This window comes from Pigmentiphaga sp. NML080357 (assembly GCF_002188465.1).
Lineage (GTDB): Bacteria > Pseudomonadota > Gammaproteobacteria > Burkholderiales > Burkholderiaceae_B > Pigmentiphaga.
Window position 1 is genome coordinate 338,192 of the sequence record NZ_NINW01000037.1, and the last position, 26,819, is coordinate 365,010.

A 26,819-nucleotide genomic window follows, 5' to 3' on the forward strand; every position below is an offset into this window, starting at 1 on the left:
GTTGCTCAGGATTTTTTTATTTGTATAATCTGATCAAATAATTCAATTTGATCAGATGAAGAACCAGCATCCCGAAGGTGATCCCCATCTCGGTTTCGTCTATACCGGCTGCCGGACCACGCTCGCCCGCCAGGCCAGAGGCCAAGGAATCGAAGTGTTCGACCTCCTTGCCGATGGCAGCCTGCATCACCGGCACCGCCACCCGACGGCACCGAATCCGTCGTTTCTATGCCTGGATGCCGCGGCCAAGCATCTGTATTGTGCGCATGGCGACGGCGATGCCGTAAGCGCCTTCCGCATCCAGGACAACGGCGCGCTGCTGAACTTGGGGACTTACGCCTGCGGAGGCAACAACCCGGTCCATATCCTGGCCAGCCGCGGCGGCCGATGGCTGCTGGTGGCGAATTTCGCCAGCGGCAACCTGGCATCGCTCCCGATAAAGGCCGACGGCAGCCTGGACGCAGTCGCGCACACATTGCCATTGCCAGGAATGCCGGGCCCGCACCGCAGCCAGCAGACGGGTGCTCATCCCCACCAGCTCGTCTACCACCCCACCGGCGATTGGCTGGCCGTTCCTGACAAGGGAACCGACAGGGTCCATGCCGTCCACCTGGACGAAGCATCGGGGCAATTGACATGGATGCACGGTTCCTCCATTGCCGCCGGCAGCGGTCCTCGCCATCTGGTTTACAGCGGCGACGGCCGTATCGCGTGGATTGCCCTGGAGCTTTCCAGCCAGGTGCTGGCCGCCCGGGTATGCGCCCAGCGTGGCGCCTTCACGCCATTCGAACGGAGCTCCACGCTGCCGTCCCACTACACGGGCGAAAACACGGCATCAGGCATTGCGCTGTCCTCGGATGAAAGCAGGCTGTACGTCTCCAATCGGGGCCACGACAGCATCGCCTGCTTCGTCATCCGCGACGGGCGCTTGTCGCCCGGCGGCTGGCAGGAAACGGGGGGCAGGACGCCGCGGTTCATCACACTCGCTCCCGACCGGCGGGCCCTCTGGGTCGCGAATGAAGGCACCGACACCATCGTGCGTCTGCATGTTGCCCAACCCCCGACCGTACTCGCATCCACAGGCAGTCCCGTCTGCATCGTATTCAAGCCTGGAGTTCCCCATGAATCACATTGACTCGTTGTCCCGCCAAATTCCTATCCGCGCCCTCTACATGCGCGGGGGCACCAGCAAGGGCGTGTTCTTCCTGCCCGCCGACCTCCCCCCCGATCCCTCCACCCGCGACCGCGTCCTGATGCGCGTGGTCGGCAGCCCCGACCCCTACGAGAAGCAGATCGACGGCATGGGCGGCGCCACCTCCAGCACCAGCAAGGTGGTCATCGTGGGCCCCAGCACCCGCCCCGACTGCGACGTCGACTACTGGTTCGGCCAGGTCGCCATCGGCCAGCCCGTCATCGACTGGAGCGGCAACTGCGGCAACCTCAGTGCCGCCGTCGGCCCCTTCGCCATCCACCGCGCACTGGTACGGCCCGATGGCGACGGCATCGCCGTGGTCCGCATCTGGCAGGCCAACCTGGGCAAGCGCATCATCGCCCACGTACCGGTGCGGGGCGGGCAGGTCCAGGAACTGGGCGACTTCGAACTGGACGGCGTGACCTTCCCGGCGGCCGAAGTCCGCCTGGAATTCCTGGATCCGGGCGGTGGCGACGGACCTGAAGACGCGATGTTCCCCACCGGCCGCGCGGCCGACGTGTTGACCATTCCAGGAGTGGGGGAAATCCGTGCGACGCTGGTCAACGCCGGCAACCCCACCGTCTTCGTCGCCGCCTCGTCCCTGGGACTGGCCGGCACGGAATTGCAACCCGATGTGAACAGCCGCGCCGACCTGCTGGCACGGGTCGAGGCCATCCGCGCCCATGCCGCCGTGGCCATGGGGCTGGCGCCCGACGCCGCCCATGCCACCGCGCACCGCCAGCACACGCCCAAGCTCGCCTTCGCCGCCCCGCCCGCGGCCTATACCGCCTCCAGCGGCCGCGCCGTCGCCGCCGGCGACATCGACCTGAACGTGCGCATTTTTTCCATGGGCAAGCTGCACCACGCCATGACCGGTACCGGCGCGGTCGCGATCGCCGCCACCGCCGCCGTGCCCGGCACGGTGCTGGCCGACGTGCTGGGCGGCCCATGCGGCGAACTGCGCTTCGGCCACCCGTCGGGCACGCTGAAGGTGGGCGCCCAGGCACGCAGCCAGGACGGGCGCTGGAGCGTCGCGCGGGTGGCCATGAGCCGCACGGCGCGCCGGCTGATGGACGGCGTGGTGCTGGTGCCGCCATGGAAATGACCCCCATGGCGCGTCGCGCCGCAACCCCATGAGCTTTTTGCCGGAACGGCCGATGGCCGTTCCCCACCGGCGGCCAGTCCGCCTCCTATAACAAAACCAGGAGACATCCATGAAATTCCTCAAACAGACACTGGCGACTCTCGCCATTGCCGCCGTGCCGCTGACCGCCATGAGCGCTCCTGCCAAGGTCATGGCGCCCGGCGGCCCAGGCGGTGGCTATGACGCGGCGGCGCGCGTGCCGTTGCAGGTCATGCAGCAGACCGGCATCTTCACCGACGGTTTCCAGGTCACCAACAAGGGCGGAGCGGGCGGCACCATCGGCCTGGCCGAGTTCGTGCGCACCGGCAAGGGCGACGACAACGCCATCATGTCCATGGGCGCCATCCTGGTCGGCGCCATCATCACCAACAAGTCTCCCGTCACGCTGGACCAGGTCGTGCCGCTGGTGCGCCTCAGCCTGGATACCGGCGCCATCGTGGTGGCCGCCGACTCGCCCATCAAGACCGCTGCCGATGCGCTTCAAGCGTTCAAGTTCAACCCGGGCGGCACAACCATCGCGGGCGGTTCGATCGGCGGGACCGACCACGTCACCGCGGCCTTGCTTGCCAAGGCGGTCGACGTCGCGCCTACCAGGATCAACTATCTCCCCTATGCCAGCGGCGCGGAAGTCGTCACCGCACTGGCCAGCGGGCAAGCCAAGATCGGCATCTCGGGCCTGTCCGAAGTGAAATCCTATGTCAGCCAAGGCCGCCTGCGCATCATCGCGGTGTCTTCCGAGCAGCGCCTGCCGGGTATCGACGCGCCCACGCTCAAGGAAAGCGGCTACGACGTCGTCATCGGCAACTGGCGCGGCATCGTCGGCGCGCCCGGCATGAGCAAGGCCGGCCGCGACATGTGGCTGCAGCGCTATGCCAAGCTGCACGCCTCGCCCGAATGGAAGAAGGCGCTGGCCGACCACGGCTGGGACGACGCCTACCTGGCCGGCGACGACTTCGCCGCCTTCCTGACCAAGGAGAAGGCGCGCCAGGCCGAAGTGCTCAAGGACGTCGGACTGGTCAAATGAGTCACCTGAACGACACGATGACTACCCCCCCAAGGCGCCCCTGGTGGCTGGGCCTGGCCGTCATGGCCATAGGCGCGGTCTGGCTCTATGAAGGCGGCACCCTGCCCCAGATCGGCGGCTATGCCGCGCTGGGCCCGGGCTTCTTCGTCAGCGCCATCGGCGCGGCGCTGATCGTCCTGGGCATCCTGCTGCTGGTGCAGATCGCCCGCGGCGAGAGCTTCTCGCCCCAGGAAGTGGAAAACGCCGAGGCCGATGCCGGCGCCTCCTGGCCGGCCCTGCTGTGGGCCACCGCCGGCGCCGCCTTGCCCCTGCTGACCATGCAGCCGCTCGGCTTTCCCCTGACCGCCATGGGGTCCTTCGCCCTGGTCACCCGGGCCTTCGGCTCGCGGCGCCTGGTGTTCGACTGTGCCATCGGCCTCGCGCTGGGCGTGATCTGCTGGCTCGGCTTCTCCCGGCTGGGCGTCGGCCTGGGCCTGGCCTTTCCTCCGGTGGGGTGGTGATCCATGGATACCTTCAACGCCCTGATGTCCGGCTTCGGCGTCGCGCTGCAGCCGATGAACCTGTTCTGGGCCTTCCTGGGCTCCGTGCTGGGAACCGCCATCGGCGTGCTGCCCGGCATCGGCCCGGCCCTGACCATCGCGCTGCTGCTGCCGGTCACCGTGCAGATCGCCCCCACCGCCGCCTTCATCATGTTCGCCGGCGTCCTGTACGGCGCCATGTACGGCGGCTCCACCACGTCCATCCTGCTCAACGCGCCGGGCGAGAGCGGCTCCATGATGACCGCGCTCGAGGGCAACAAGATGGCCAGGGCCGGACGCGGCGCCGCCGCGCTTGCCACCGCGGCCATCGGCTCCTTCGTGGCCGGCACCATCGCCACGCTGGCCCTGAGCTTCGTGGCGCCGGCCATCGCCGAACTGGCCTTCGTGTTCGGCCCGGCCGACTACTTCGCCTTGATGGTGCTGTCCTTCACCTCCGTCTCGGTGGTGCTGGGCACCTCGCGCGTGCGCGGCTTCATCGCGCTGTTCCTGGGCCTGGCCATGGGCGTGGTGGGCATCGACGGCCAGACCGGGCAGGCCCGGCTGGCCTTCGGTTCGGCCGACCTGCTCGACGGCATCGAACTGACGGTGGTGCTGGTGTCGCTGTTCGCGGTGGGCGAGATCCTGTATGTCGCCAGCCGCTACAGCAAGGCCCCGCCGCGCATCAACCCGCTCGCGGGAGGCACCTGGATGACGCGCCAGGACTGGAAGCGGTCATGGAAACCCTGGGTGCGCGGCACCGCGCTGGGCTTTCCCATCGGCGCGCTGCCCACCGGCGGCACCGAGATCCCGACCTTCCTGTCCTATACGATCGAGCGCAAGCTCTGCAAGCATCCCGAGGAATTCGGCAAGGGCGCCATCGAAGGCGTGGCCGGCCCCGAAGCCGCCAACAACGCCGCGGCCGCCGGCGTGCTGGTGCCGCTGCTGACCCTGGGGCTGCCCACCTCGGCCACGGCGGCGGTGCTGCTGGCCGCGTTCCAGAGCTATGGCCTGCAACCCGGCCCCTTCCTCTTCACCAACAGCGGCGAACTGGTCTGGGGCCTGATCGCCTCGCTGTACATCGGCAACCTGATGCTGCTGGTGCTGAACCTGCCGCTGGTCGGCCTGTGGGTGCGGCTGCTGCTGATTCCCCGGCCCTATCTGTACGCGGGCATCCTGATCTTCGCCATGGTGGGGATCTGGGGCGTGGCGACCTCGTGGACCGACATGGCGCTGATGTTCGGCATCGGCCTGATGGGCTACGTCATGCGGGTCTATGACTTCCCCATCGCGCCGGTCCTGATCGGGCTGATCCTCGGGCCCATGGCGGAAACCCAGTTGCGGCGCGCCCTGGCCGTGGGCGAGGGCAATCCGATGATCCTGGTGTCGACCCCCACCTCGGCCACCCTGCTCGCCCTGGCCGCCGCCGCCCTGGTGCTGCCCCTGCTGCTGCGCCGTCTCAAGCGCGAAGCATGAGTCTGCCGCGCCCCCCCTTAAATCACGCTGAAACCCGCACCATGACCGACCTTCCTCTATTACCGTTGCCCGGCCGCAAGATTCGCTATGTTCCCGTTACGGACATCCCCGGCTTGGACCGCCTGCCTTTCTCTCTGCGCATCCTGCTGGAGAATCTGCTGCGCCAGGCCCGCCAGGGCTCGGATACGCGTGCGGACATCGACATCCTACTCAAACGCGAAACAGGCGGCGGCCTGAGCTTCTATCCCGCACGCGTCTTCGGGCAGGACATCCTCGGGCAGGTCATGCTGGTGGACATGGCCGGCCTGCGCGATGCCGTCGCCGACGCCGGAATGGCGCCAGCCGCCGTCCGGCCCAAAGTACCGGTGGATGTCATCATCGACCATTCGCTGCAAGTGGATCGCTGGGCCAGCGCCGATGCCCGCCAGGTCAACCTCGAGCGCGAGTACGAACGCAATGGCGAGCGCTTCGCGTTCTTGCGCTGGTGCAGCAGCAGCTTCGAGGGCGTGCGCATCGTCCCGCCCGGCAAGGGCATCATGCACCAGCTCCATCTCGAGCATATCGGCCAGGTGGTAAGAACGGAAACCTTGCCGGATGGCGAACTGGCGATTCCCGATACCTGTGTCGGCACCGACAGCCATACCCCTATGGTCAATGGCCTGGGCGTGCTGGGCTGGGGAGTAGGCGGCATCGAGGCCGAAGCGGTCATGGTGGGCAAGCCCGTGTCCCTGGCTTTGCCGGAAGTGGTCGGCATTGAGGTGCGCGGCCGGCTGCGCGAGGGCGTGCTGCCGACCGACCTCGTTCTGACCATCACCCAGAAAATGCGCGAGATCGGCGTAGTCGGCAAGTTCGTGGAGTTTTTCGGCGAAGGACTGGACACCCTTTCTCTGGGGGACCGCGGCATGATCGCGAACATGGCGCCGGAGTATGGCGCTACCGTCGTGTATTTCCCCATCGACCAACGCACTCTCGCCTATCTGCGCATGACGGGCCGCGAAGACGATCAAGTCGCTTTGGTCGAGGCCTATGCCAAGGCCCAAAAACTGTGGCGCGACGCAGATACCCCCGCTCCCGAGTTCGATGCCGTCGTCACGCTGGACCTGGATGCCATCACCCCCTGCCTGGCCGGCCCCCGCAATCCCGAGGATCGCATCGCGCTGGAAGAGGTCAGCCGCGCATTCCGGCAGCACCACCTCGACATTGCCGGCGCGCCCGCCGACGCGGCCCGCCGTGTGCCGGTGCGCGATGCCGGCTTCTCGTTGCATGACGGCGCCGTGGTCATCGCCGCCATCACCAGTTGCACCAACACGGCCAACCCCGTCAACATGATGGCGGCCGGCCTCGTGGCCAGGAAGGCCGTCGCTCTGGGCCTGCGCAGCCAGCCCTGGGTCAAGACCTCCCTTGTACCCGGCAGCCAGGTTACCGCCGCCGTGCTCGAAAAGGCGGGCTTGCAGGACGCCCTGGACAGCCTGGGTTTCCAGGTGGCCGGCTTCGGGTGCACCACTTGCAACGGCGGTTCGGGCCCATTGCCGGAAGCCATTGTAGAGGCCATCGAACACGAGAAGCTGGTCGCCACCGCAGTGCTCTCGGGAAACCGCAACTTTGAAGGCCGCATCCACCCCAACGTACGCGCCGCCTACCTGGGATCACCGGCGCTGGTGGTGGCGTATGCCCTGACCGGCAGCCTGATGCTCGACATCACCCGCGACCCCATCGGTACCGGCAGCGACGGCTCGCCGGTCTATCTACGCGACATCTGGCCGACCGCGGCCGAAATCGCCGAGGCTGTAGACAATGCCTACGAACCGGATCTCTTCCGCGCCAAGTATGCCGACCTGTTCGACGGCGGCCCCGCCTGGGACGCCCTGGCAGGGGAACCCAGCGAACGATTCGCGTGGCACGCGGACAGCACGTATATCCGCCGGCCGCCCTACTTCGACGGGTTGAGCCGCCGCCCGCCTCCTGTCTCGGACATTCTGGGCATGCGGCCGCTGGCCATTCTGGGCGACTCGGTCACCACCGACCACATTTCTCCTTCAGGCGCCATCAGCCTGGGCACGCCGGCGGCGGACTTCCTGCTCGGTCAGGGCGTGCAAAAGGCCGACTTCAACAACTACACCACGCGGCGCGGCAACCATGACGTGGCGGTGCGCGCGACCTTCGCCAACATCCGCCTGCGCAACCGCATCGTGCCAGGCATCGAAGGCGGCCACACGCGTCTGATGCCCGAGGGCACCCAGATGCGCATCTTCGAAGCGGCGCAAGAGTACCTGCGCCGCGGCGTGCCGCTGACCATCATTGCCGGCCGCAACTACGGCTGCGGATCATCACGCGACTGGGCCGCGAAAGGCGTCGCGCTGCTGGGCGTCAAGACCGTGATTGCCGAGAGCTTCGAGCGCATCCATCGCACCAACCTGGTCGGCATGGGTGTCCTGCCGCTGCAATTCGAAGCCGGCACGACGGCCGAATCGCTGGCCCTGGACGGCTCCGAACGCATCGACATCCTCGGCCTGTCCGACGAACTGGGAGTCGGCGCGCGCGTGCGCGCCGTCATCCATCGCGAGACCGGCGGGATGACCACCGTGCCGCTGATCGTCAGGCTGGACACGGCCGAAGACGTCGAGTACTGGCGGCACGGCGGCATTCTGCCCCGGGTCTGGCGTGACTACGTCGGCACGCCCCCGCTGGCCTGATCTCCAGTCCATACCGCATCCCATTCCAAACAGATCGTGAAGGAGACAAACATGAACATCGACACTCGAGGCAGGCGCCAGGCACTGCGCACGCTGACCGGCATGGCGGCCCTGGCCGGGCTCTCCAGCCAGGCGCGAGCCAACGACAGGTATCCCGACAAGGCCATCACGCTCCTGGTTCCCCAGCCGGTCGGCGGCGATGCTGATGCCGTCTGCCGCTTGCTGCAACCCCACTGGCGACAGGCGCTGGGGCAGTCGCTGATCATCGAGAACCGCGCCGGCGCGGCGGGCAACATCGGCACGGCCGCCGGCGCCCGCGCGCCTTCCGACGGCTACACGCTGACCTTCGTCAACCAGAGCACCATGGCCATCAATCCTTTTCTCTACAAGGACCCCGGCTATCGGGTAGCCGAACTGGAGCCGGTCAGCCTGATGACGTCCATCGATCTGATCATCTGCGCCCACCCATCCGTGCCCGCCAATAACCTGGCCGAATTGCTGGAACAGGCTCGGCGCCGACCCGGCGCCTTCACCTACGGAACGGCCGGCAACGGCAGCGCCAATCATCTGGCCGGCGAAATGCTGAAATCCATGGCCGGCGTGAATCTCGTACATGTGCCCTACCGCGGCGGCGGTCCCGCCATGATAGGCGCGCTGGGAGGAGAAATCTCGACCGTCGTGGCGTTCCCCCTCGCGGCCCTGCCGCACATCCGGGCCGGCAAGCTGCGCGCGCTCGCGACCACGGGCAGTACCCGCAGCGCCGCGCTGCCCCAAGTGCCCACCGTGGCTGAAAGCGGCGTGGCCGGCTACGAATTCGTCTCCTGGATGGGCTTGGTAGCGCCCAAGGGCACTGCGCGCGACCGGATCGACATCGTCGACCAGGCCACCCGGCGGGCATTGGCCGAACCGGATGTGCGCCAGCGCTTCGCCGAGGGCATGACCACCGCAGTCGGCAAGGGTCCGGAGGCGTTGCGCGAGCTGATCGCCAAGGAGTCCGAGAAAATGTCCGCGCTGATTTCCCGATTCCATCTCAAGATCGATTGAGGCATCGCCTGCCCGCCGAACCTGGCGAAGCTCCCGGCTACACTAGGGCGCATGGAGAAAACCAAAGATCTGACTGCCGTGCAGGCCCGCGTGGTGCGCGAGATCATGGCGCTGGTGCGCCGGGAAAATCGCGTGGCGGGCGATGCCATGCCCGAGATCTCCCTGGCCCAGGCCATCGGCACATCCCGCAGCCCGGTCCAGGTGGCGCTGCGCCACCTGGCTACCCTGGGCGTCGTCCGACAGGACAGCAACCGCCGCTTCGTCCTGGCGCGCGACGCCAAGGACCTGGATGACGTGGCGGGAACCCTGCTGGCCGAGCCCGACGACCCGCTCTATCACCAGATCGCGCAAGCGAGGCAATCGGGCGAACTACCCAACGAGGTGAACGAGGCTCAGCTCATGCGGATGTTCGGTGTCGCCCGCAGCACCCTGCGCAAGGTCCTCTCGCGCATCGCCAAGGAAGGCTGGGTCGAACAGCGCGTAGGCAGCGGCTGGGAATTCCTGCCCATGATCGACTCGCCCCAGGCCTATGAAGAAAGCTATCTGTTCCGCCAATCCATAGAACCGGCGGCCCTGATGAGCCCCTGGTTCTCGGCCGACCGCACGCAATTGGCCGCTCTGCGGCGCGAACAGCAACTCATCGTCGACGGCGGCTACCAGTCCATGACGGCCATCGAACTATTCGAGGCGAACTGCCGTTTTCACGAAACGCTGGCGCAGTGGTCCGGCAATCGTTTCGCCCTGCAGACCGTGCAGCGCCTGAATCAGTTAAGGCGCCTGGTCGAATACCGCCAGGCCGCGATGCGCCCGGCCCGCCAGACTCAGGCGCGGGAGCATCTGGGCATTCTGGCGGCCATCGAGCAACAGGACTTGATCGAGGCCGCCGGCCTGATGCGCAAGCACCTCGAAGACGCCCGACGGGCGAAAGTCTACGGGCAGAATGTTTTCGCGGCGAATGCCGCGATCAGCTGAAGAACTCCTTCACCCTGTCCGTCCACGACTTGCTCTGTGGAGAATGCTTGTCGCCGCCTTCGCTCAGCGAAGCCTCGAAGTCGCGCAGCATCTGCTTCTGCCTGTCGTTCAGGCGCACCGGGGTCTCGAGCACGACGTGGCAATAGAGGTCGCCCGGATAGCTGGAGCGCACGCCGCGTATGCCCTTGCCTCGCAGGCGGAATACCTTGCCCGACTGCGTGCCTTCCGGAATGCTGATCTCGCCGCGTCCGCCCAGCGTGGGCACCTCCAGCTCGCCGCCGAGCGCGGCGGTGGTGAACGGGATGGTCAACTCGCAATGCAGGTCGTCGCCGTCGCGCTGGAAGATGGGGTGCGGCTTGATGTGGATCTCGACGTAGAGATCGCCCGACGGGCCGCCGTTGACGCCCGGTTCGCCATTGCCGGACGAGCGGATGCGCATGCCGTCGTCGATGCCGGCCGGGATCTTGACCTGCAGGGTCTTGTTGCGGCGGACCTTGCCGACGCCATCGCACGCGGTGCAGGGGTCGGGGATGACTTTGCCCGTGCCGTGGCAGGTCGGGCAGGTCTGCTGCACGCTGAAGAAGCCCTGCTGCATGCGCACGGCGCCGGTGCCGCCGCAGGTGTGGCAGGTCTTGGGATGGGTGCCGGGCTTGGCGCCGGTGCCGTGGCAGGTGTCGCAGTTGTCCCAGCTGGGTACGCGGATTTCGGTGTCGAAGCCGGTGGCGGCCTGCTCCAGCGTGATTTCCATGCTGTATTTCAGGTCGGCGCCGCGGTACATCTGGGCGCCGCGCTGGCGGCCGCCGCCGAAGATCTCGCCGAAGATGTCCCCGAATGCGTCGGCGAAGCCGCCGGCTCCCGCGCCCATGCCTCCGGCCGCCGCGGCATCGACGCCGGCGTGGCCGTAGCGGTCGTAGGCGTCGCGCTTGTCGGATTCGCAGAGGATCTCGTAGGCGTATTTGACCTCTTTGAATTTCTCTTCCGCTTCCTTGGAGTCGGGATTGCGGTCGGGATGGTACTTCATGGCCAGCTTGCGGTAGGCCTTCTTGATTTCTTCCTCGGAGGCGGTGCGGGAGACGCCGAGGATTTCGTACAGGTCGCGTTTGGTGGACATGGTTCTTTCTTTGGTGGCCCGGGAGGGCCGGCAATATCTCTGGTAAATAGCTTCTTGCGCTATTGACGGGTTTGGGTAGGCTCCCTCGGCCTGGCTGCCCCGCAGGGCCGAGGGAGCCTACCCAAACCCTGCACCGGCGCCGGCGAAAAGGCCGCAGGTGCAGTCAAACGAAAAAGCCGAGCGGCCCACATTGTAGGCCGCTCGGCGATGCTGCTTACTTGTCGTCGCGCTTGACTTCCTTGAAGTCGGCATCGACCACGTTGTCGTCGGCCTTGGCGCCGCCGGCGTCGCCGCCTGGCGCCGCACCCGCCGCGCCCGCGGCCTGAGCCTGGGCCTGCATGTCGGCGTACATCTTCTCGCCGAGCTTTTGCGAAGCCTTGGACAGGGCCTCGACCTTGGCGTCGATGGTGGCCTTGTCGCCTTCCTTCAGAACGTCCTCGAGGTCCTTGATGGCGGCCTCGATGGCTTCCTTCTCGGAGGCCTCCAGCTTGTCGCCGTATTCGCCCAGGGACTTGCGCGTGGCATGGACCAGGGCGTCGGCCTGGTTGCGCGACTGCGCCAGCTCAGCGACCCGCTTGTCTTCGTCGGCGTTGGCCTCGGCATCGCGGACCATGCGTTCGACTTCGGCCTCGGTCAGGCCGGAGTTGGCCTTGATCGTGATCTTGTTTTCCTTGCCCGTGCCCTTGTCCTTGGCGGACACGTGCAGGATGCCGTTGGCGTCGATGTCGAACGTGACCTCGATCTGGGGCGTGCCGCGCGGCGCGGGCGGGATGCCTTCGAGGTTGAATTCGCCCAGGGCCTTGTTGCCCGCGGCGATTTCACGCTCGCCCTGGAACACCTTGATGGTCACGGCCGGCTGGTTGTCGTCGGCGGTGGAGAACACCTGCGTGTACTTCGTCGGGATGGTGGTGTTCTTCTTGATCATCTTGGTCATGACGCCGCCCAGGGTCTCGATGCCCAGCGACAAAGGCGTCACGTCCAGCAGCAGCACGTCCTTGCGGTCGCCCGACAGCACGGAGCCCTGGATGGCGGCGCCGGCGGCGACGGCCTCGTCGGGGTTCACGTCCTTGCGCGGATCGCGGCCGAAGAATTCCTTGACCTTCTCCTGCACCTTGGGCATGCGCGTCATGCCGCCGACCAAAATCACGTCGTCGATGTCCGAAACCTTGACGCCGGCATCCTTGATGGCGATGCGGCAGGGCTCGATCGTGCGGTTGATCAGGTCTTCGACCAGCGCTTCCAGCTTGGCGCGGGTGATCTTCAGGTTCAAGTGCTTGGGACCGGAGGCGTCGGCCGTGATGTACGGCAGGTTGACCTCGGTCTGGGTGGCCGACGAAAGCTCGATCTTGGCCTTCTCGGCGGCTTCCTTCAGGCGCTGCAGGGCCAGCACGTCCTTCGACAGGTCCACGCCCTGCTCTTTCTTGAACTCGGCGATGATGTAGTTGATCAGCACCTGGTCGAAGTCCTCGCCGCCCAGGAAGGTGTCGCCGTTGGTGGACAGCACCTCGAACTGCTTCTCGCCGTCGACGTCCGCGATCTCGATGATGGAGATGTCGAACGTGCCGCCGCCCAGGTCATACACCGCGATCTTGCGGTCGCCCTTTTCCGTCTTGTCCAGGCCGAACGCCAGCGCGGCCGCCGTGGGCTCGTTGATGATGCGCTTGACGTCCAGGCCGGCGATGCGGCCGGCGTCCTTGGTGGCCTGGCGCTGGCTGTCGTTGAAGTAGGCCGGTACCGTGATCACGGCTTCGGTCACTTCCTCGCCCAGGTAGTCCTCGGCCGTCTTCTTCATCTTGCGCAGCACTTCGGCCGACACCTGCGGCGGCGCCAGCTTCTTGTCGCGCACCTGCACCCAGGCATCGCCGTTGTCGGCCTTGACGATGGCATAGGGCATCAGGTGGATGTCCTTCTGCACCGCCTCTTCGTCGAACTTGCGGCCGATCAGGCGCTTGACGGCGTACAAGGTGTTCTTGGGGTTGGTGACCGCCTGGCGCTTGGCCGGCGCGCCCACCAGGATCTCGCCGTCTTCCATATAGGCGACGATCGAGGGGGTGGTGCGGGCGCCTTCGGCGTTTTCGATGATTTTGACCTGCGCACCCTCCATGACTGCCACGCAGCTGTTGGTGGTACCCAGGTCGATGCCTATGATTTTGCCCATAATCCTATTCCTGAAAGATCAGAGAACTTTATTGACTAGTAAATAAATAGGTGGAGTTTTCGTTATTTCAATGCCTGCGATAGCGTTATCCAATCGCGGCGCACCGAAGGCCTACTTGGGGCCCGCGACGGTCACCAGTGCCGGACGCAACACGCGATCGACGATCATGTAGCCCTTCTGCAGGGTCTGCAGGACCGTATTGGCCGGCTCGTCCGACGGAACCGACGCGATGGCTTGGTGGTGATGCGGATTGAACTTGTCCCCGGGAACGGGCGCGATCTCGACCAGCTTGTTGCGCTCGAACGCGCCCGTCAGCTGCTTCAAGGTAACGTCCACGCCTTCGCGCAGGGTCTCGAGGGACTGATTTTCCTGGGCCAGCGCGGCCTCCAGGCTATCCTTGACCGGCAGCAGGCTCTCGGCGAACGACTCGATGCCGAACTTCTGCGCCTTCGCCACTTCTTCCTGGGCGCGCCGCCGGACATTGTCCGCCTCGGCCCTGGCCCGCAGCATGGCATCGTAGTTGTCCTTGGCCTCGGCCTGGACCGCGGCCAATTGGGCTTGCAGCGCGGCGATAGGATCCTCCTCGACCGGGGCCTGGGGCTGCTGCTGCGCCGCAGCATCGTTCTCGGTCTGGTCCGGATCCGGAATGGGTTGGTCGCCAGGCTTGTGCTCAGCCGACATTGATGCCTCCATAAAAAACCAAATAAATCAGCGACTTGTTTGAACTCTATGCGCGAGATGGGGATTAAATCCTACTTTTCAAGAGTGAGATATCCCCCCTACGCGCTGACGCTCGCCCCCCAGGGGGCGATGCGGGTAGACCGGCGGAGCCGGATCCACCGCATCCTGGGGTACTACCAGGCTGATCGGGGGCGGCGTTTTTTCGTCGGCTTTCTACCAATGTGGAAAAAGACGCCGTACGCTGTCAGCCTGGTTGTACCCCAGGGCACAGCGGATCCGGCTTTGCCGGTCCGCCAGTGCCGCCCCCTCGGGGGGCGCGCGTCAGCGCGTAGGGGGGGTCTTAAACCTCTCCAGCTGGCGGCGGTCGTGCTTCGTGGGGCGGCCCTTGATATGGGCGGAAGGATCGAGGTTTTGCTTGCGCAGTTCCAGGGCTTCCAGCCTGCGCTTGAGCCCTTGCTGGGTCTCGTCGTAGAGGGTGCGGGCGAAAACCGCGGGGCCGCGCTGAGCGGACAGGGCCCGTACCAGGACCTCCCAGTCCTGCTCGCCCGCCCGGATCTGCAGGATGTCGCCCGGCCGCACGGACCTCGACGGCTTGACGCGTTCGCCCCCCACCTTGACCTGCCCGGCCTCGACCGCGGCCTGGGCCAGCGTACGGGTCTTGTAGAACCGCGCGGCCCAGAGCCATTTATCAATGCGTAACTCTTCCGTCAATCGGCGGCTCCCGGCAGCAATGCGCTTTCGCGCAGATCGGGCCCCTCAGCCGCGGCCGGGCGCCTGCCCCCCGTGCGGGTCGTCCAGCCCTGCATGTGGCGTTCGGCCAGGTCGGCCAAGGCCCGTATCCACGGCGCGAAGTCGTTCAGCGCGGGGATGTACCGGAGCTGCCGGCCGCCGGCCAGCAGGAACGCCTCTTTCCCCTGCACGGCGATTTCTTCCAGTGTCTCGATGCAGTCGGCGACGAAACCCGGGCAGAACACGTCCACGTCGGTCACGCCCGCCTTGGCCAATTCCTTCAACCTCGGTTCAGTATACGGCTGCAGCCATTCGGCGGCCCCGAAACGGCTCTGGAAAGTGACTTCCACTTGCTCGGCGTAAAGACCGAGCTTGCCGGCGAGCAGGCGGCCGGTTTCCTGGCATTGGTCGTAATAGGGATCGCCCTGTGCGATCGACCGCTTGGGCAGGCCATGGAAACTCAGCACCAGCTTCTGGCCCCTGCCGTTGTGCTGCCAGAACTCCAGGATGCGGGCGGCCATCGCTTCGATATAGCCGGGATCGTCGTGAAACTGCCTGACATAGCGGATCTCGGGCGCGTTGCGCAGTTGCGCCAGGCGCTCGCCGACGGCATCGAAGACGGAGGCTGTCGTGCTCGCCGCGTATTGCGGGTACAGCGGCAGCACCAGGATGCGTTCGCATCCCGCGTCGCGCAGCGCGCCGATGCTGTCGGCCATGGAAGGATTGCCATAGCGCATCGCCAGCGCGACTTCCACGCCCAGGCCCCGGCCGGAAAGCTCGCGGGCCAGGCTTTCGCTCTGGCGGCGGCTCCAGGCCAGCAACGGCGAGCCTTCGGGCATCCAGATCGACGCATAGCGCGCCGCGGCCTCCCGCGGCCGCAGGGTCAGAACCAAGCCATACAGGATGGGCAGCCAGACCGCTCGGGGGATCTCGACGACGCGTGGATCCGAGAGGAACTCGGCCAGGTAGCGGCGCACGGCGGCTGGGGTGGGAGCGTCGGGCGTGCCAAGGTTGACCAGCAGCAAGCCGGTGCGGGTGGGATGGTCGGCGGGCGGGGACGGCTCGGGGAGGAAGCGCATGCGAGGGGCGTTTTCCGGCGTATGGGTGGGCGGGAGTCAGTGATGGCTCAATGCGTTCGACAACAGCCGCGCCGTAATGTCGACGATGGGGATGACGCGCTCGTACGACATTCGCGTCGGGCCGATCACCCCCAGCGTACCGACGACCTTGCCGTCCACCCCGTAAGGCGCGGTGATGATGCTGACCTCTTCCATCGGCACCAGTTGCGAATCCCCGCCGATGTAGATCTGGACGCCCTGGGCCCGGCTCGACATGTCGAAGAGCTGCATCAGATCGGTCTTTTTCTCGAACAGCTCGAACATCTTGCGCAGCTTGTCCATGTCGGCGGCCAGGTCCGACACGCCGAGCAGGTTGAGTTCGCCGGAAATCACGACGCCCTCGTCCTCCGTGGCGGCCTCGGCGCTGGCGTCGACCGCCAGTTCCATGAGGCGGGAAATGTCCTCCCGCAGCTGGCTCAGCTCCTTCTGCAGGATCTGCCGGGCATCGTCGAACGACCTCCCGCTGAAATGCTGGTTGAAGAAATTGGCCGCCTCGGTCAGTTCGGCGGCGGAATAGTCGCGCTGGACGGACAGGATGCGATTCTGCACGTCGCCTTCCGGCGTCACGATGATGAGCAGGACGCGCTTGTCGGACAGGCGGATGAATTCGATCTGGCGGAAGGTCTGGCTGCGCTTGGGAGCCATCACCACGCCTGCGAACTGCGTGAGATTGGACAACAGCGACGCCGCAGCCGCGATGACGCGCTGCGGTTCGGCCGAGGGCAGCAGGTTCTGGATATGGGTGGCCTCCGACACTTCGTACGGCTGCACGGTGAGCAGCGAATCGACGAACATGCGGTAGCCGCGTGGAGTAGGAACCCGCCCGGCCGAGGTATGCGGGCTGTGTATGAGGCCGTGCTCCTCGAGGTCAGCCATGACATTGCGGATCGTGGCCGGCGACAGGTCGAAGACCTTGGAGAGTGTGCGCGAGCCGACAGGCTGTCCGTCAGTAATGTAACGCTCGATGAGAGCCTTCAATAACGTACGTGCGCGATCGTCCATGACCATAGTTTACCCGCCCGTGCGCCTAAAGGAATGGCGGTGGATGGTCCCCCCCCCCTCCGCGCTTCGCGCGTCCCCCTCAAGGGGGCGGCACCGGCGGACCGGCAAAGCCGGATCCGCTGTGCCCTGGGGCCTTCCAACCATATAATGGCTGCATGCATTTTCCCATCGTCGCCCTGGTTGGCAAATATCACGACACCGGCATCTCCGCTCCGCTGCGCGCCGTCGCGCAGATGCTGCGCGACGCCGGGCGCGAGGTCGTGTTCGAAAAGGACACCGCCGCCAACATCGGCGTCGATGAATACCCGGCCGCCACCGTCGAGGAGATCGGCCAGCGGGCGTCGCTGGCCATCGTCATGGGCGGCGACGGCACCATGCTGGGGGTGGCGCGCCAACTGGCGCCCTGGGACGTGCCGGTGGTGGGCATCAACCACGGCCGGCTCGGGTTCATCACCGACATCCCGCTCGAGGACGCCTGCACCGCCGTGGCGGGCATGCTGAACGGGGAGTTCGAATCCGAAACCCGTACCCTGCTCGCTTCCAGCGTCATCCGGGGCGAGACCACGCTGGTGTCGGCCCTCGCCCTCAACGACGTGGTGCTGAGCCGCGCGGGCCTGGGGGGCATGCTGGAAGTCACGGTGCAGGTGGATGGCCTGTACATGTCCAAGCAGCGCGCCGACGGCCTCATCATCGCCACGCCCACCGGTTCGACCGCCTACGCGTTGTCGGCCAACGGCCCCATCCTGCATCCGTCGCTGCGGGGCCTGGTGCTGGTTCCCGTGGCGCCGCAGGCGCTGTCGAACCGGCCCATTGCCATCCCGGACGACTGCACCATAGAAATCACCCTCACCCGCTCCCCCGGCGGCCGCGACGAAAGCGCGAGCGTCCACTTCGACATGCAGAGCTGGTCCTCGCTGCAGGAAGGCGACCGTGTCCTGGTGAGACGCGCCGAACATACCATCCGCTTCCTGCATCCGGCCGGATACAGTTATTTTTCCACCCTGCGGCGCAAGCTGCACTGGAACCAGATCTCCGGCACCGCAATCGACTAGCTTCGTCCCCGTCCTCCACCACCGGCTTCATTCGTATGCTGCGCGCCCTGCACATCAGCGATTTCGTGATCGTCGACCACACCGAGGTCGAGTTCGGCCCGGGCTTCACCGTCTTCTCCGGCGAAACGGGCGCCGGCAAGTCGATCCTGATCGACGCCCTGGCCCTCGCCCTGGGTGAACGCGCCGACGCCTCGGTGCTGCGGGAAGGCGCGAACCGGGCCGAGGTCAGCGCGGTGTTCGACGTGCCCGCGACCCTGCACGACTGGCTGGCCGAGCGCGAGCTGGACACCGACAGCCTCGTGCTGCGCCGGGTCATCGACGCCCAGGGGCGCAGCCGGGGCTACATCAACGGTGTGCCGGCCACGCTGACCCAGTTGCGCGAACTGGGCGAGCAGCTGGTCGACATCCATGGCCAGCACGCCCACCAGAGCCTGCTCAAGGCCGATTCCCAGCGCGACATGCTCGACGACCACGGCGACCACGGCGCGATGCGACGCGCGGTGGCCCAGGCCTGGAAGGCGTGGCGCGAGGTCGCGCGCAAGCTCGAGGCCGTCGAGCGCGACGCCGCCTCGCTGCGGCAGGAGCGCGAACGGCTGCAGTGGCAGGCCGACGAACTCGACCGCCTGGCGCTGAAAGAAGGCGAATGGGAACAGTTGCAGACCGAGCACGGCAGGCTGGCCCACGCCCAGTCGCTGATCGACGGCGCGAGCCAGACCATCGCCGCGCTCGAGGAAGACGACGACGCGGCCCACGCGCGCCTGGCCGCGGCGTCGCAGCGCATCGCCCAGCTGGCCTCCCACGATGCCGCGCTGGCGCCGGTCTCCGAGGCCCTGGAATCGGCCCGCATCGCCCTGCAGGAAGCGGTTTCCGACCTGAACAGCTACCTCGCGCGCCTCGAACTCGATCCCCAGCGCCTGGCCGAGGTCGAGGCTCGGCTGCAGGCGGTGTTCGACACCGCCCGCAAGTTCCGGCTGCAGCCCGAGGAACTGGTGGAACGGCACGCCACGCTGCTCGCCCAGCTCGATACGCTGAAGGAAGCCGAGGACGTCGAGGCGCTGCGCGCCAAGGTCGCCGCCGCCAAGGCGGCCTACGACGAAACCGCCGGCAAGCTCAGCCGCGCGCGCCGCAAGGCGGCCGGGTCCCTCGGCAAGGCCGTGAGCCAGGCGATGCAGACGCTGGCCATGAGCGGAGGCCGGTTCGAGGTCGCGGTGGAACCGGCCGAGCCCGGCCCCGGCGGCGCCGATGCCATCGAGTTCCGGGTGGCGGGCCATGCCGGCACCACGCCCCGGCCGCTGGCCAAGGTCGCCTCGGGTGGCGAGCTGGCCCGGATCTCGCTGGCGCTATCGGTGATCGCCAGCCGTGCCGCCCGCGTGCCGACGCTGATCTTCGACGAAGTGGATACCGGCATCGGCGGCGCCGTGGCCGAAGTGGTCGGGCGCTTGCTGCGGGAATTGGGTAGCCTGCACCAGGTCCTGTGCGTGACGCACCTGCCCCAGGTCGCGGCCTGCGGCAATACGCATCTGCGGGTGGACAAGCGCCAGGCGGACGGCGCGGCGGTCTCCACGGTCAGCCTGCTCGACCGGGGCGGCCGGGTGGACGAGATTGCGCGCATGCTGGGCGGCATAGAGATCACCGCCACGACGCGCAAGCATGCGCGCGAGATGATAGGCAACAACTGACGGGCGGGCGCGGCCGCCCGCCACGCTTACTACCTGTTCTTGGCGCAGTTCTGGCAGATGCCGTAGAGCGACAGGGCGTGCCCGGTCAGCACGAAGTCGTGGTCCTTGGCGATTTTCTGCTGGCGCTTTTCGATCTCGGCGTCGAAGAACTCCTCGACCTTGCCGCAATTGGTGCATACGAGGTGGTCGTGGTGATCGCCCTCGTTCAGCTCGAATACCGCCTTGCCGCTGTCGAACTGGCTGCGGACCAGGAGCCCGGCCTGCTCGAACTGCGTCAACACGCGATAAACCGTGGCCAAGCCGATTTCCACGCTTTCGCCGATCAGGGCACGGTATACGTCTTCGGCGCTCATGTGGCGCACTTCAGCCTTGCGGAAGACATCCAGGATCTTCAGCCGGGGAAATGTCGCTTTCAGGCCTATACTTTTGAGTTCGCTTTGATCTGTCATGATGGTCCCTTGGAAAGCGGTTCTGTGTATCGGTTCCTTCCGGACGCCGTAGCCCCAGTGCCGGCCGGCGTGGCAACCGCCGGACCGCCAGCCGCGGAACCCGTTCGCGCCTGCAATTGGCCTGGCGGCGGGCGGCGGCAGTACGGCCCGGCATGGTGGTGCGCGCCTAGCGCCCCTTCCGTCCTGCGACAACCGCCCGAGAAGGTCGGGAAGGCACCGAAAAACCCAGGCACTCCCCGAGAGCTTTATGATAACGGTTTCCCCAATCAAGACGAGTGCGGATCTGTGCCAAACGCTCTGATTTCCTTCATCCACGGCCCCGCGGGCGCTCTGCGCCGGCTTGCGCCGGTCGCGCTGCTGGGCCTGGCCGCATGCAGCACGATCAACAACTACGTGCCCGGCTTCGTCAAGCCCTACCGGGCCGACGTGCAGCAAGGCAACTGGCTGACCCAGGAACAGGTGGAATTGCTGCGCCCGGGCATGACCCGGGAGCAGGTCCGCTTCGCCCTGGGCAGCCCCACGCTGACGAGCATTTTCCACGCCGATCGCTGGGATTACCCCTACCTGTTCACCCCCGGCCATGGCCAGACCGAGGAGCGCCGCTTCACCGTCTACTTCGTCAATGACCGGCTGGACCGCTGGACCGGGGACGAACAGCCCGCCCGCCAGCCGTTCCAGCAGAAGGATACCCGCCGGGCCCTCGGCACCGGCACCCCGGCCACACAGCCGCAAGCCCAGGCCGGCGAGCAGCCGGCAACGCAAGGGTCTGCAGGCACCGCCGCGCAAAACACCCAGGCAGGCGCCGTGAACAACACGCCCCTGACGGTCGACGGCAATGCCGCCCCCACTTCGCTCGACCCCAGCGCGCCGCCGCCTCCGGTCGCCACGCCCGTGGCGCCGCCCGCGGCCGATCCCGCGCCGTCCCAACCCGCCACGAATACCAAGGAATGACCTCGATGCGTATCGCCATTGCCGGGGCCACCGGCCGCATGGGCCACATGTTGATCGAAGCCGTGCTCGCCGCCCCCGACCTGGAACTCGCCGTCGCGCTGGACCGTGCCGGCAGCCCGGCCATCGGCCGCGACGCCGCCGAATTCCTGGGCAAATCCAGCAAGGTCCTGATCACGGACGACCTGGACGCCCTCGCCCAGGCCGACTGCCTGATCGACTTCACGCGGCCCCAGGCCACCCTCGCGCATCTCGAAGCCTGCCAGCGCCATGGCGTCAAGCTGGTCATCGGCACCACCGGCTTCGACGAGGCGGGCAAGGCCGCGATCGAGGCGGCCGCGCGCAAGATCGGCGTCGTGTTCGCGCCGAACATGAGCGTGGGCGTCAACGTCACGCTCAAGCTGCTCGACATCGCCGCCCGCATCCTGAAAGACGATTACGACGTGGAAGTCTTCGAGGTCCATCACAAGCACAAGGTCGACGCCCCCTCGGGGACCGCGTTGAAGATGGGCGAAACCGTGGCCCGGGCCTGGGGCAAGCCGCTCTCCGAGGTCGCCGAATGGGCGCGGCACGGCGACACCGGCGCCCGCAAGCACGGCACGATAGGTTTTTCGTCGGCCCGCGGGGGCGACGTGGTCGGCGACCACACCGTCTTCTTCTGCGGACCCGGCGAACGGATAGAGATCACGCATCGCTCCGCCAGCCGCGTCACCTATGCCGAAGGCAGCCTGCGCGCCGCGCGCTACCTGGCCGACAAGTCCACGGGCTTGTACGACATGCAGGACGTTCTGGGTCTGTAGGAAGCCCCCCTGCGCGCTGACGCGCGCCCAGAGTGGTGAGCCCCCAGCGCTACGCGGCAGCCCGAAAGGGGGCCGGCACCCGCCTCGGGGCGGCACTGGCGGCGTGCACCGCCGCTCAGTTCAGTGGCGACGCGAGCGCGCGCTGGCGGGCTTCTACCGCGGACTGGAGGCGTTGCGCCATCTGGGACAGCGGGACCACTTCGTGGATGGCGCCCAGGGCGATGGCTTCGCGGGGCATGCCGAAGACCACGCTCGAGGCTTCGTCCTGGGCCAGGTTGTAGGCCCCCGCCTCGCGCAGCGCCAGCATGGCGCGTGCGCCGTCCTTGCCCATGCCGGTCAGCATGACCGCCACGGCGCCGTGGCCCGCGGCCTGGGCCACCGACAGGAACAGCACCTCGACCGAGGGACGGTGGCGGTTGACCGGCTCGCTTTCCGACAATTGCGCGTAGTACCCGACCAGCGGCAGCTGCCGCACGGCCAGGTGCGCGTGGCCGGGCGCCACGTAGGCGCAGCCCGCGCGCAGGCGCTCGTTGTGCTCGGCCTCCTTCACATGCAGCCGCGAATGCTTGTCCAGGCGCTCGGCAAAGCTGCGCGTGAAACCGGGCGGCATGTGCTGGGTGATGACGATGGGCGGCAGACTCGCCGGCAGGCCGCCGAGCAGTTCGCGCAATGCCTCGGTGCCGCCCGTGGACGCGCCGATCGCCACCAGCATCCGGCGGTCGTAGGGGGAAGGCGATGCCTGGCCGCCGTCGGCGGGCTGGGCGGAAATGTCGGTCATGGTGAGTGCCGTTCAACCTGAACAGCGAGCATAGACGGTGCGCCCCTGCAGCACGAAATTCTGCTGCCCCTGCGAGAAATTCTCGGAATGGCCGACGAACAGCAAGGCGCCGGCGGGCATCAGCGACGCCATGCGCTCGACCACTTTCAACTGCGTCGCCCGGTCGAAATAGATGAGGACATTGCGGCAGAACACCGCGTCGAGCGGGCCGTGGACGGCCCATGCCGGGTCGAGCAGGTTCAGCTGGCGGAACCCGACCAGGGCGCGCAGTTCCGGCCGCACGCGATACTGGCCCTCGGACTCCTCGCAGAAATACCGCCGGATCTGCGCTTCGGGAATCTTGGCCAGCTGGTCGCGCCGATAGAGGCCTTGCCGGGCCGTTGCCAGCACCTGGGTATCGAGATCGGTCGCCAGGATCCGTACCGGCGGCGCCAGGCTGTTGAATGCCTCGGCCGCCGTCATGGCGAGGGTCCAGGCCTCCTCGCCGGTGGAGGCGGCGGCGCACCAGAGCTGCAGGGTCTGTCCGCCACGTTCGGCCGCTTTGCGCTTGAGGTAATCGGCGAGGATCGGGAAGTGATGGCTTTCCCGGTAGAAATAAGTGAGATTGGTCGTCAGCGCGTTGACGAAGAACTCCCACTCCGGCGCGCTCGTGCGCAGGCCCTCGAGATAGGCGCTGAACGACGAGCGGCCCGTGGCGCGAAGGCGACGGGCCAGGCGGCTGTAGACCATGCTGCGCTTGGCGTCGGACAGCGAAATGCCTGTGTGCTGCCGAAGCAGCGTGCGGATCTGGTCGAAATCCTGGCTGCTGAAGGCGAATTCGGTGCCGGCCAGGGAATCGGCCATGCCCGGCGCGCCGTCGGCCATGGCCAGGGGGCTGGTTCTGGATGTCACGGTTTGCCCTAAAAAGCGCTCTTGGAGGCAACCGCGCCACAGCGGAACGACAGGCCCCCACGCTATCATTGAAGGGATTATCGGCAACTGTTAACGATTCATTAAGCATGTTCAATCGCGGCTCGGTCCCCGTGCAGAATGCCCCCTCTCCGGCCGGCGGCACGCCTCGCTTCATGATGACGGCGCCCGGCCAGGCCTCCGCGGGCCTGGGAGCCGACGGGCGCGACACGAACCAGCTGGCGATCCTGTTCATCGAGGATTCGCTTGCCGATTTCACGCTGATGCGGGCAGTGCTGGTGGATGCCGGCCTGAATGTCACGGCCCAGTGCGTCGATACCGAGACCACCATGCGGCAGGCCCTGGCCGAACGAACGTGGGACGCCATCATCAGCGACCACTCCCTGCCCACTTTCAGCGGCCTGCGCGCCCTGAAGGTCGCCAAGGAAGTCGGCTTTCGCGGCCCGTTCCTGATCGTGTCGGGCGCCATCGGCGAGGAAACCGCCGTCGAGGCCATGCGGGCCGGCGCCGACGACTACGTCATGAAGAACAACCTGCGCCGGCTGCCTCCCGCGCTCGAACGCGGCCTGCGCGAAGTGCAGACGCGCGACCAGCGGCAGCGGGCGGAAACCGCGCTCGCTTCGGCGCACGACCAGCTCAATGCGATTTTCTCGGCCACGCCGGTAGCCTTGTTCGCCATTTCGCGCGAACGCGTGGTCACCATGTGGAGCCCGGCGTTCGAAGACCTTACCGGCTTGAACGCGGCCCAGACCCTGTCCCGCCCGTTCGCCCTGCCGTCGCAGCCCGATACCTGGAAACTGCTGACCCTCATCGCGCCCGCCCTGGACGGCACGGCGGTGCGCGGCCTGCCCTTCAGCATCGAGGCCAAGGGCGAAAAGCGCGAGCTGCTGGTCTCGGCCAGCCCGCTCAGCGGATCGCCGCCCTCGGGTTGCGTGGTCGCGCTCTCCGACGTGACCCACCTCGCGCATGCGCAGGCGGAACTGAGCCGGTCCGAGAGCCAGCTGCGGGAACTGTCGCGCCATACCGAGCGCGTGCGCGAAAACGAACGCGCGGAACTGGCGCGCGAGATCCACGACGACCTGGGCGCGCTGGTCACCCGCATAAGGGCCGACCTGGCGCTGGCCCGGCGCCGGCCGCGCGAGAAGGAAACCGCGCAACTGCTCGACGAGGCCGAGCAAATGGTGGCCTCGCTGGGAGAAGCCATTTCCCGCATCGCCCGTGCCATGCGCCCGCCGGTCCTGGACTTCGGCATCGTCGCGGCCATCGAATGGCAGGCCCGTGATTTCGCCCAGCACACGGGCATCGCGGTCAACGTGCACACCAACCAGGACGACCTCGCCCTGGAACTGGAACCCTCCATCGCGATCTTTCGCATCTTCCAGGAAGCCTTGACCAACGTGTTCAAGCACGCGCAAGCCACGCGCGTCGACGTCGACCTCTTCGCCGACGAAAGCACGCTGAGCCTGGAAGTCCGCGACAACGGCATCGGCCTGTCGTCCGACGCCCTGCGCAAGCGCACCTCCTTCGGCCTGCGCGGCATGATGGAACGCGTCCACGGGCTGGGCGGCTGGATGGACATCAGCGGATCGCCAAAGACGGGCACGCCGCCCTTCCGAGGCACTACACTTATGATCTCCATCCCGCTGAATCCCCAGGAAACACCCATGACTTCACACGGTGGGAAATTTCCCCATCACGAGCCGGAGGATCTGGAATGATCCGCCTGGTGCTCGCCGACGACCACGCGATCGTGCGCTCCGGACTGCGCCAGATCGCGCAAGCCGAGGAAGGCATCTCGGTGGTAGGCGAAGCGGCCGACTGCGGCGACCTGCTCGACGTGCTGCGCAAGACCGAGGCGGACGTCGTGCTGATGGACATCTCCATGCCCGGCAAGAGCGGCCTCGAAGGCCTCAAGCAAGTGCGCGAGCGTTGGCCGAAGATCGCCGTGCTGATGCTCAGCATGTACCCCGAAGACCAATACGCCGTTCGCAGCGTCAAGGCCGGCGCCGCCGGCTATCTGCACAAGAACTCGCCGCCGGAAACCGTCATCGAAGCCATACGGACCGTCGCCCGCGGCAAGAAATACATCACGCCCGAACTCGCCGAGCAACTCGCCAGCCACCTCAGCCAGGGCGACGAACGCCCGCCGCACGAACTCCTGTCCGACCGCGAATACCAGACCATGGTCATGATCGCCTCGGGCCGCACCCTTACCCAGATCGCCGAGGAAGTCTCCCTCTCGCCCAAGACCGTCTCGGTCTATCGCGCCCGGCTGCTGGAAAAGATGAAGCTCAAGAACAACGCGGAGCTTACGCACTACGCGTTGAAACATAAGTTGGTGGAGTAGACGCCCCCCTACGCGCTTACGCGCCCCCCAGGGGGCGATGCGAGCGGACCGGCGGAGCCGGATCCGCCGCATCCTGGGTAACGCTAGCCGTGCAACGCAATCGTTCCGATGGCTTCGCGGCCTCCATCGGCGTAGGCCAGGTCCGTGAACGTCAGGGCGCGCGCCATTGCGATTCCCCGTCCGTGCATGTCGAACGCACGATCCGGCGAGATTTCCAGGTACGTTCGCCAATCAAAACCATTGCCCTGGTCCCGGACGCGGAAACGAACAAGGCCCGCCTCGCGCTCGAACGTGACGCTTGCCACCCGTTCCCGGTAAGGCAGCAACGACAGCCGCCGCTCGATCTCCGCCGCCCAGCGGCCCTCCATGCTCAGGCGCCCTTTCTCCGTGAACCCGATCTCCAGATTGCCATGCTCGACGGCATTGACCATCAGCTCGGCCAGGCCGATCACCGCCACTTCCGGCGCGGGACAGAGCTTGGCGAGGAAAAAGGCGAGCTGGCGCGCCTCGGTGAGCGAGACGAACTCGAATCTCGCCTGCCGCATGTGGGCAAACACGTCGTGCACGTCGGACAGCCGCCGGCGCAGGCCCTTCTGCCTGGCGCGGAATTCGATGGCTGCGCTGACCACGGCGATCAGCATGTCGTGCTCGTACGGCTTGGTCAGGTAGTAATAGGCGCCCCGGTGAATGCCTTCCAGCACGTCGTCGGGATGCGAAGCCGCCGTTTGCATGATCACCGGGATCTCCGCAAACCGGCGGTCCCCCCGTATGCGGGAAAGCAGCTCGATGCCGTCGATCCCCGGCATCATGCGGTCGAGCACGATCAGGTCGTAGTCGACGCCGGCGTTCTGCAGCACGTCCCAGGCCTGGATGCCGTCCTGCACGCACCGCAAGCGGTAGCGCGGATCGGACAAATGCTCGGAAATGATCTCGAGGTTCAGCGGTTCGTCGTCGACGACGAGGATATTGAACGGTTCCTGCGACATGGGCATCCGGTG

23 protein-coding genes and 1 pseudogene are annotated in these 26,819 nt (G+C 66.8%); 14 read left to right on the top strand and 10 right to left on the bottom strand.

The window, feature by feature from the left end:
* The first annotated feature begins 55 nt into the window (after window positions 1-55).
* The 8 genes from CDO44_RS16685 (at window position 56) to CDO44_RS16720 (ending at window position 10,060) form a co-directional block, all read left to right on the top strand.
* Window positions 56-1,135 (top strand): lactonase family protein, encoded by a 1,080-nt coding sequence (locus CDO44_RS16685; protein WP_087781385.1) that lies wholly within the window; start codon window positions 56-58, stop codon window positions 1,133-1,135.
* Entirely contained in the window at window positions 1,122-2,297 is a 1,176-nt protein-coding gene (gene prpF, locus CDO44_RS16690) for a 2-methylaconitate cis-trans isomerase PrpF (protein WP_087781386.1), read from the top strand. The genes CDO44_RS16685 and prpF overlap by 14 nt, the downstream gene beginning before the upstream one ends.
* Before the next feature lie 109 nt (window positions 2,298-2,406).
* Window positions 2,407-3,360: a tripartite tricarboxylate transporter substrate binding protein gene (locus CDO44_RS16695; RefSeq protein WP_087781387.1), complete on the top strand. Its 954-nt coding sequence runs from the start codon at window positions 2,407-2,409 to the stop codon at window positions 3,358-3,360.
* Window positions 3,357-3,860: a tripartite tricarboxylate transporter TctB family protein gene (locus CDO44_RS16700; RefSeq protein ID WP_233146223.1), complete on the top strand. Its 504-nt coding sequence runs from the start codon at window positions 3,357-3,359 to the stop codon at window positions 3,858-3,860. Before CDO44_RS16695 ends, CDO44_RS16700 begins: the two co-directional genes overlap by 4 nt.
* A 3-nt stretch (window positions 3,861-3,863) precedes the next feature.
* The gene (locus CDO44_RS16705) at window positions 3,864-5,351 is read left to right on the top strand and encodes a tripartite tricarboxylate transporter permease (protein WP_087781388.1); all 1,488 of its coding nucleotides are present in this window, start codon (window positions 3,864-3,866) and stop codon (window positions 5,349-5,351) included.
* A gap of 41 nt (window positions 5,352-5,392) precedes the next feature.
* A complete protein-coding gene (gene acnA, locus CDO44_RS16710; protein ID WP_087781389.1) occupies window positions 5,393-8,044 on the top strand; it encodes an aconitate hydratase AcnA in 2,652 nt (883 codons plus the stop codon).
* A gap of 51 nt (window positions 8,045-8,095) precedes the next feature.
* Window positions 8,096-9,088, top strand: coding sequence for a tripartite tricarboxylate transporter substrate binding protein (locus CDO44_RS16715; protein WP_087781390.1), 993 nt, complete (start codon window positions 8,096-8,098; stop codon window positions 9,086-9,088).
* Between the two features lie 51 nt (window positions 9,089-9,139).
* The gene (locus CDO44_RS16720; protein WP_087781391.1) at window positions 9,140-10,060 is read left to right on the top strand and encodes a GntR family transcriptional regulator; all 921 of its coding nucleotides are present in this window, start codon (window positions 9,140-9,142) and stop codon (window positions 10,058-10,060) included.
* On the opposite strand, the gene dnaJ is transcribed toward CDO44_RS16720, so the two are convergent.
* The 6 genes from dnaJ to hrcA form a co-directional block, all read right to left on the bottom strand.
* Window positions 10,053-11,171 carry a molecular chaperone DnaJ gene (dnaJ, locus tag CDO44_RS16725; RefSeq protein WP_087781392.1) on the bottom strand — a complete coding sequence of 373 codons (1,119 nt, stop codon included), beginning with the start codon at window positions 11,169-11,171 and terminating at the stop codon, window positions 10,053-10,055. The genes CDO44_RS16720 and dnaJ overlap by 8 nt on opposite strands.
* Before the next feature lie 214 nt (window positions 11,172-11,385).
* A complete protein-coding gene (gene dnaK / locus CDO44_RS16730) occupies window positions 11,386-13,329 on the bottom strand; it encodes a molecular chaperone DnaK (protein ID WP_087781393.1) in 1,944 nt (647 codons plus the stop codon).
* 111 nt (window positions 13,330-13,440) lie between these two features.
* On the bottom strand, window positions 13,441-14,010 hold the full coding sequence (gene grpE, locus CDO44_RS16735) for a nucleotide exchange factor GrpE (RefSeq protein WP_087781394.1): 570 nt from the start codon (window positions 14,008-14,010) through the stop codon (window positions 13,441-13,443).
* A 321-nt stretch (window positions 14,011-14,331) separates the two neighbouring features.
* Complete coding sequence (locus CDO44_RS16740; protein ID WP_087781395.1) at window positions 14,332-14,721, bottom strand: RNA-binding S4 domain-containing protein; 390 nt, start codon at window positions 14,719-14,721, stop codon at window positions 14,332-14,334.
* Complete coding sequence (hemH, locus tag CDO44_RS16745; protein WP_087781396.1) at window positions 14,718-15,818, bottom strand: ferrochelatase; 1,101 nt, start codon at window positions 15,816-15,818, stop codon at window positions 14,718-14,720. The genes CDO44_RS16740 and hemH overlap by 4 nt, the downstream gene beginning before the upstream one ends.
* Before the next feature lie 36 nt (window positions 15,819-15,854).
* Window positions 15,855-16,859 (bottom strand): heat-inducible transcriptional repressor HrcA, encoded by a 1,005-nt coding sequence (gene hrcA, locus CDO44_RS16750; protein ID WP_087781468.1) that lies wholly within the window; start codon window positions 16,857-16,859, stop codon window positions 15,855-15,857.
* 155 nt (window positions 16,860-17,014) lie between these two features.
* On the opposite strand from hrcA, the gene CDO44_RS16755 reads away from it, so the two are divergent.
* Complete coding sequence (locus CDO44_RS16755; protein ID WP_087781397.1) at window positions 17,015-17,911, top strand: NAD kinase; 897 nt, start codon at window positions 17,015-17,017, stop codon at window positions 17,909-17,911.
* A 35-nt stretch (window positions 17,912-17,946) separates the two neighbouring features.
* Window positions 17,947-19,590 carry a DNA repair protein RecN gene (recN, locus tag CDO44_RS16760; protein ID WP_087781398.1) on the top strand — a complete coding sequence of 548 codons (1,644 nt, stop codon included), beginning with the start codon at window positions 17,947-17,949 and terminating at the stop codon, window positions 19,588-19,590.
* Window positions 19,591-19,619: 29 nt separating this feature from the next.
* Here the strand turns inward: recN and fur are convergent, their stop codons facing one another.
* Window positions 19,620-20,039 carry a ferric iron uptake transcriptional regulator gene (fur, locus tag CDO44_RS16765; RefSeq protein ID WP_087781399.1) on the bottom strand — a complete coding sequence of 140 codons (420 nt, stop codon included), beginning with the start codon at window positions 20,037-20,039 and terminating at the stop codon, window positions 19,620-19,622.
* A gap of 354 nt (window positions 20,040-20,393) precedes the next feature.
* Here fur and CDO44_RS16770 point away from each other — a divergent pair, with 354 nt between their 5' ends.
* Both CDO44_RS16770 and dapB read left to right on the top strand, forming a co-directional pair.
* On the top strand, window positions 20,394-20,990 hold the full coding sequence (locus tag CDO44_RS16770; protein WP_233146235.1) for an outer membrane protein assembly factor BamE: 597 nt from the start codon (window positions 20,394-20,396) through the stop codon (window positions 20,988-20,990).
* 5 nt (window positions 20,991-20,995) lie between these two features.
* Window positions 20,996-21,787, top strand: a complete 792-nt coding sequence (gene dapB / locus CDO44_RS16775; protein WP_087781400.1) for a 4-hydroxy-tetrahydrodipicolinate reductase — start codon at window positions 20,996-20,998, stop codon at window positions 21,785-21,787.
* A 115-nt stretch (window positions 21,788-21,902) separates the two neighbouring features.
* Here the strand turns inward: dapB and CDO44_RS16780 are convergent.
* Both CDO44_RS16780 and CDO44_RS16785 read right to left on the bottom strand, forming a co-directional pair.
* Window positions 21,903-22,496: pseudogene (locus CDO44_RS16780) on the bottom strand (CheB methylesterase domain-containing protein); the annotation flags it as partial.
* Window positions 22,497-22,577: 81 nt separating this feature from the next.
* Window positions 22,578-23,429 carry a protein-glutamate O-methyltransferase CheR gene (locus tag CDO44_RS16785; RefSeq protein ID WP_369824688.1) on the bottom strand — a complete coding sequence of 284 codons (852 nt, stop codon included), beginning with the start codon at window positions 23,427-23,429 and terminating at the stop codon, window positions 22,578-22,580.
* 134 nt (window positions 23,430-23,563) lie between these two features.
* On the opposite strand from CDO44_RS16785, the gene CDO44_RS16790 reads away from it, so the two are divergent.
* Together CDO44_RS16790 and CDO44_RS16795 are read left to right on the top strand one after the other, a co-directional pair.
* Window positions 23,564-25,192, top strand: coding sequence for a response regulator (locus CDO44_RS16790; RefSeq protein ID WP_158213314.1), 1,629 nt, complete (start codon window positions 23,564-23,566; stop codon window positions 25,190-25,192).
* Entirely contained in the window at window positions 25,189-25,821 is a 633-nt protein-coding gene (locus CDO44_RS16795; protein ID WP_087781403.1) for a response regulator transcription factor, read from the top strand. The genes CDO44_RS16790 and CDO44_RS16795 overlap by 4 nt, the downstream gene beginning before the upstream one ends.
* Window positions 25,822-25,904: 83 nt before the next feature.
* Here CDO44_RS16795 and CDO44_RS16800 read toward each other — a convergent pair whose 3' ends face one another.
* On the bottom strand, window positions 25,905-26,807 hold the full coding sequence (locus CDO44_RS16800) for a response regulator (protein ID WP_087781471.1): 903 nt from the start codon (window positions 26,805-26,807) through the stop codon (window positions 25,905-25,907).
* Window positions 26,808-26,819 lie beyond the last annotated feature (12 nt).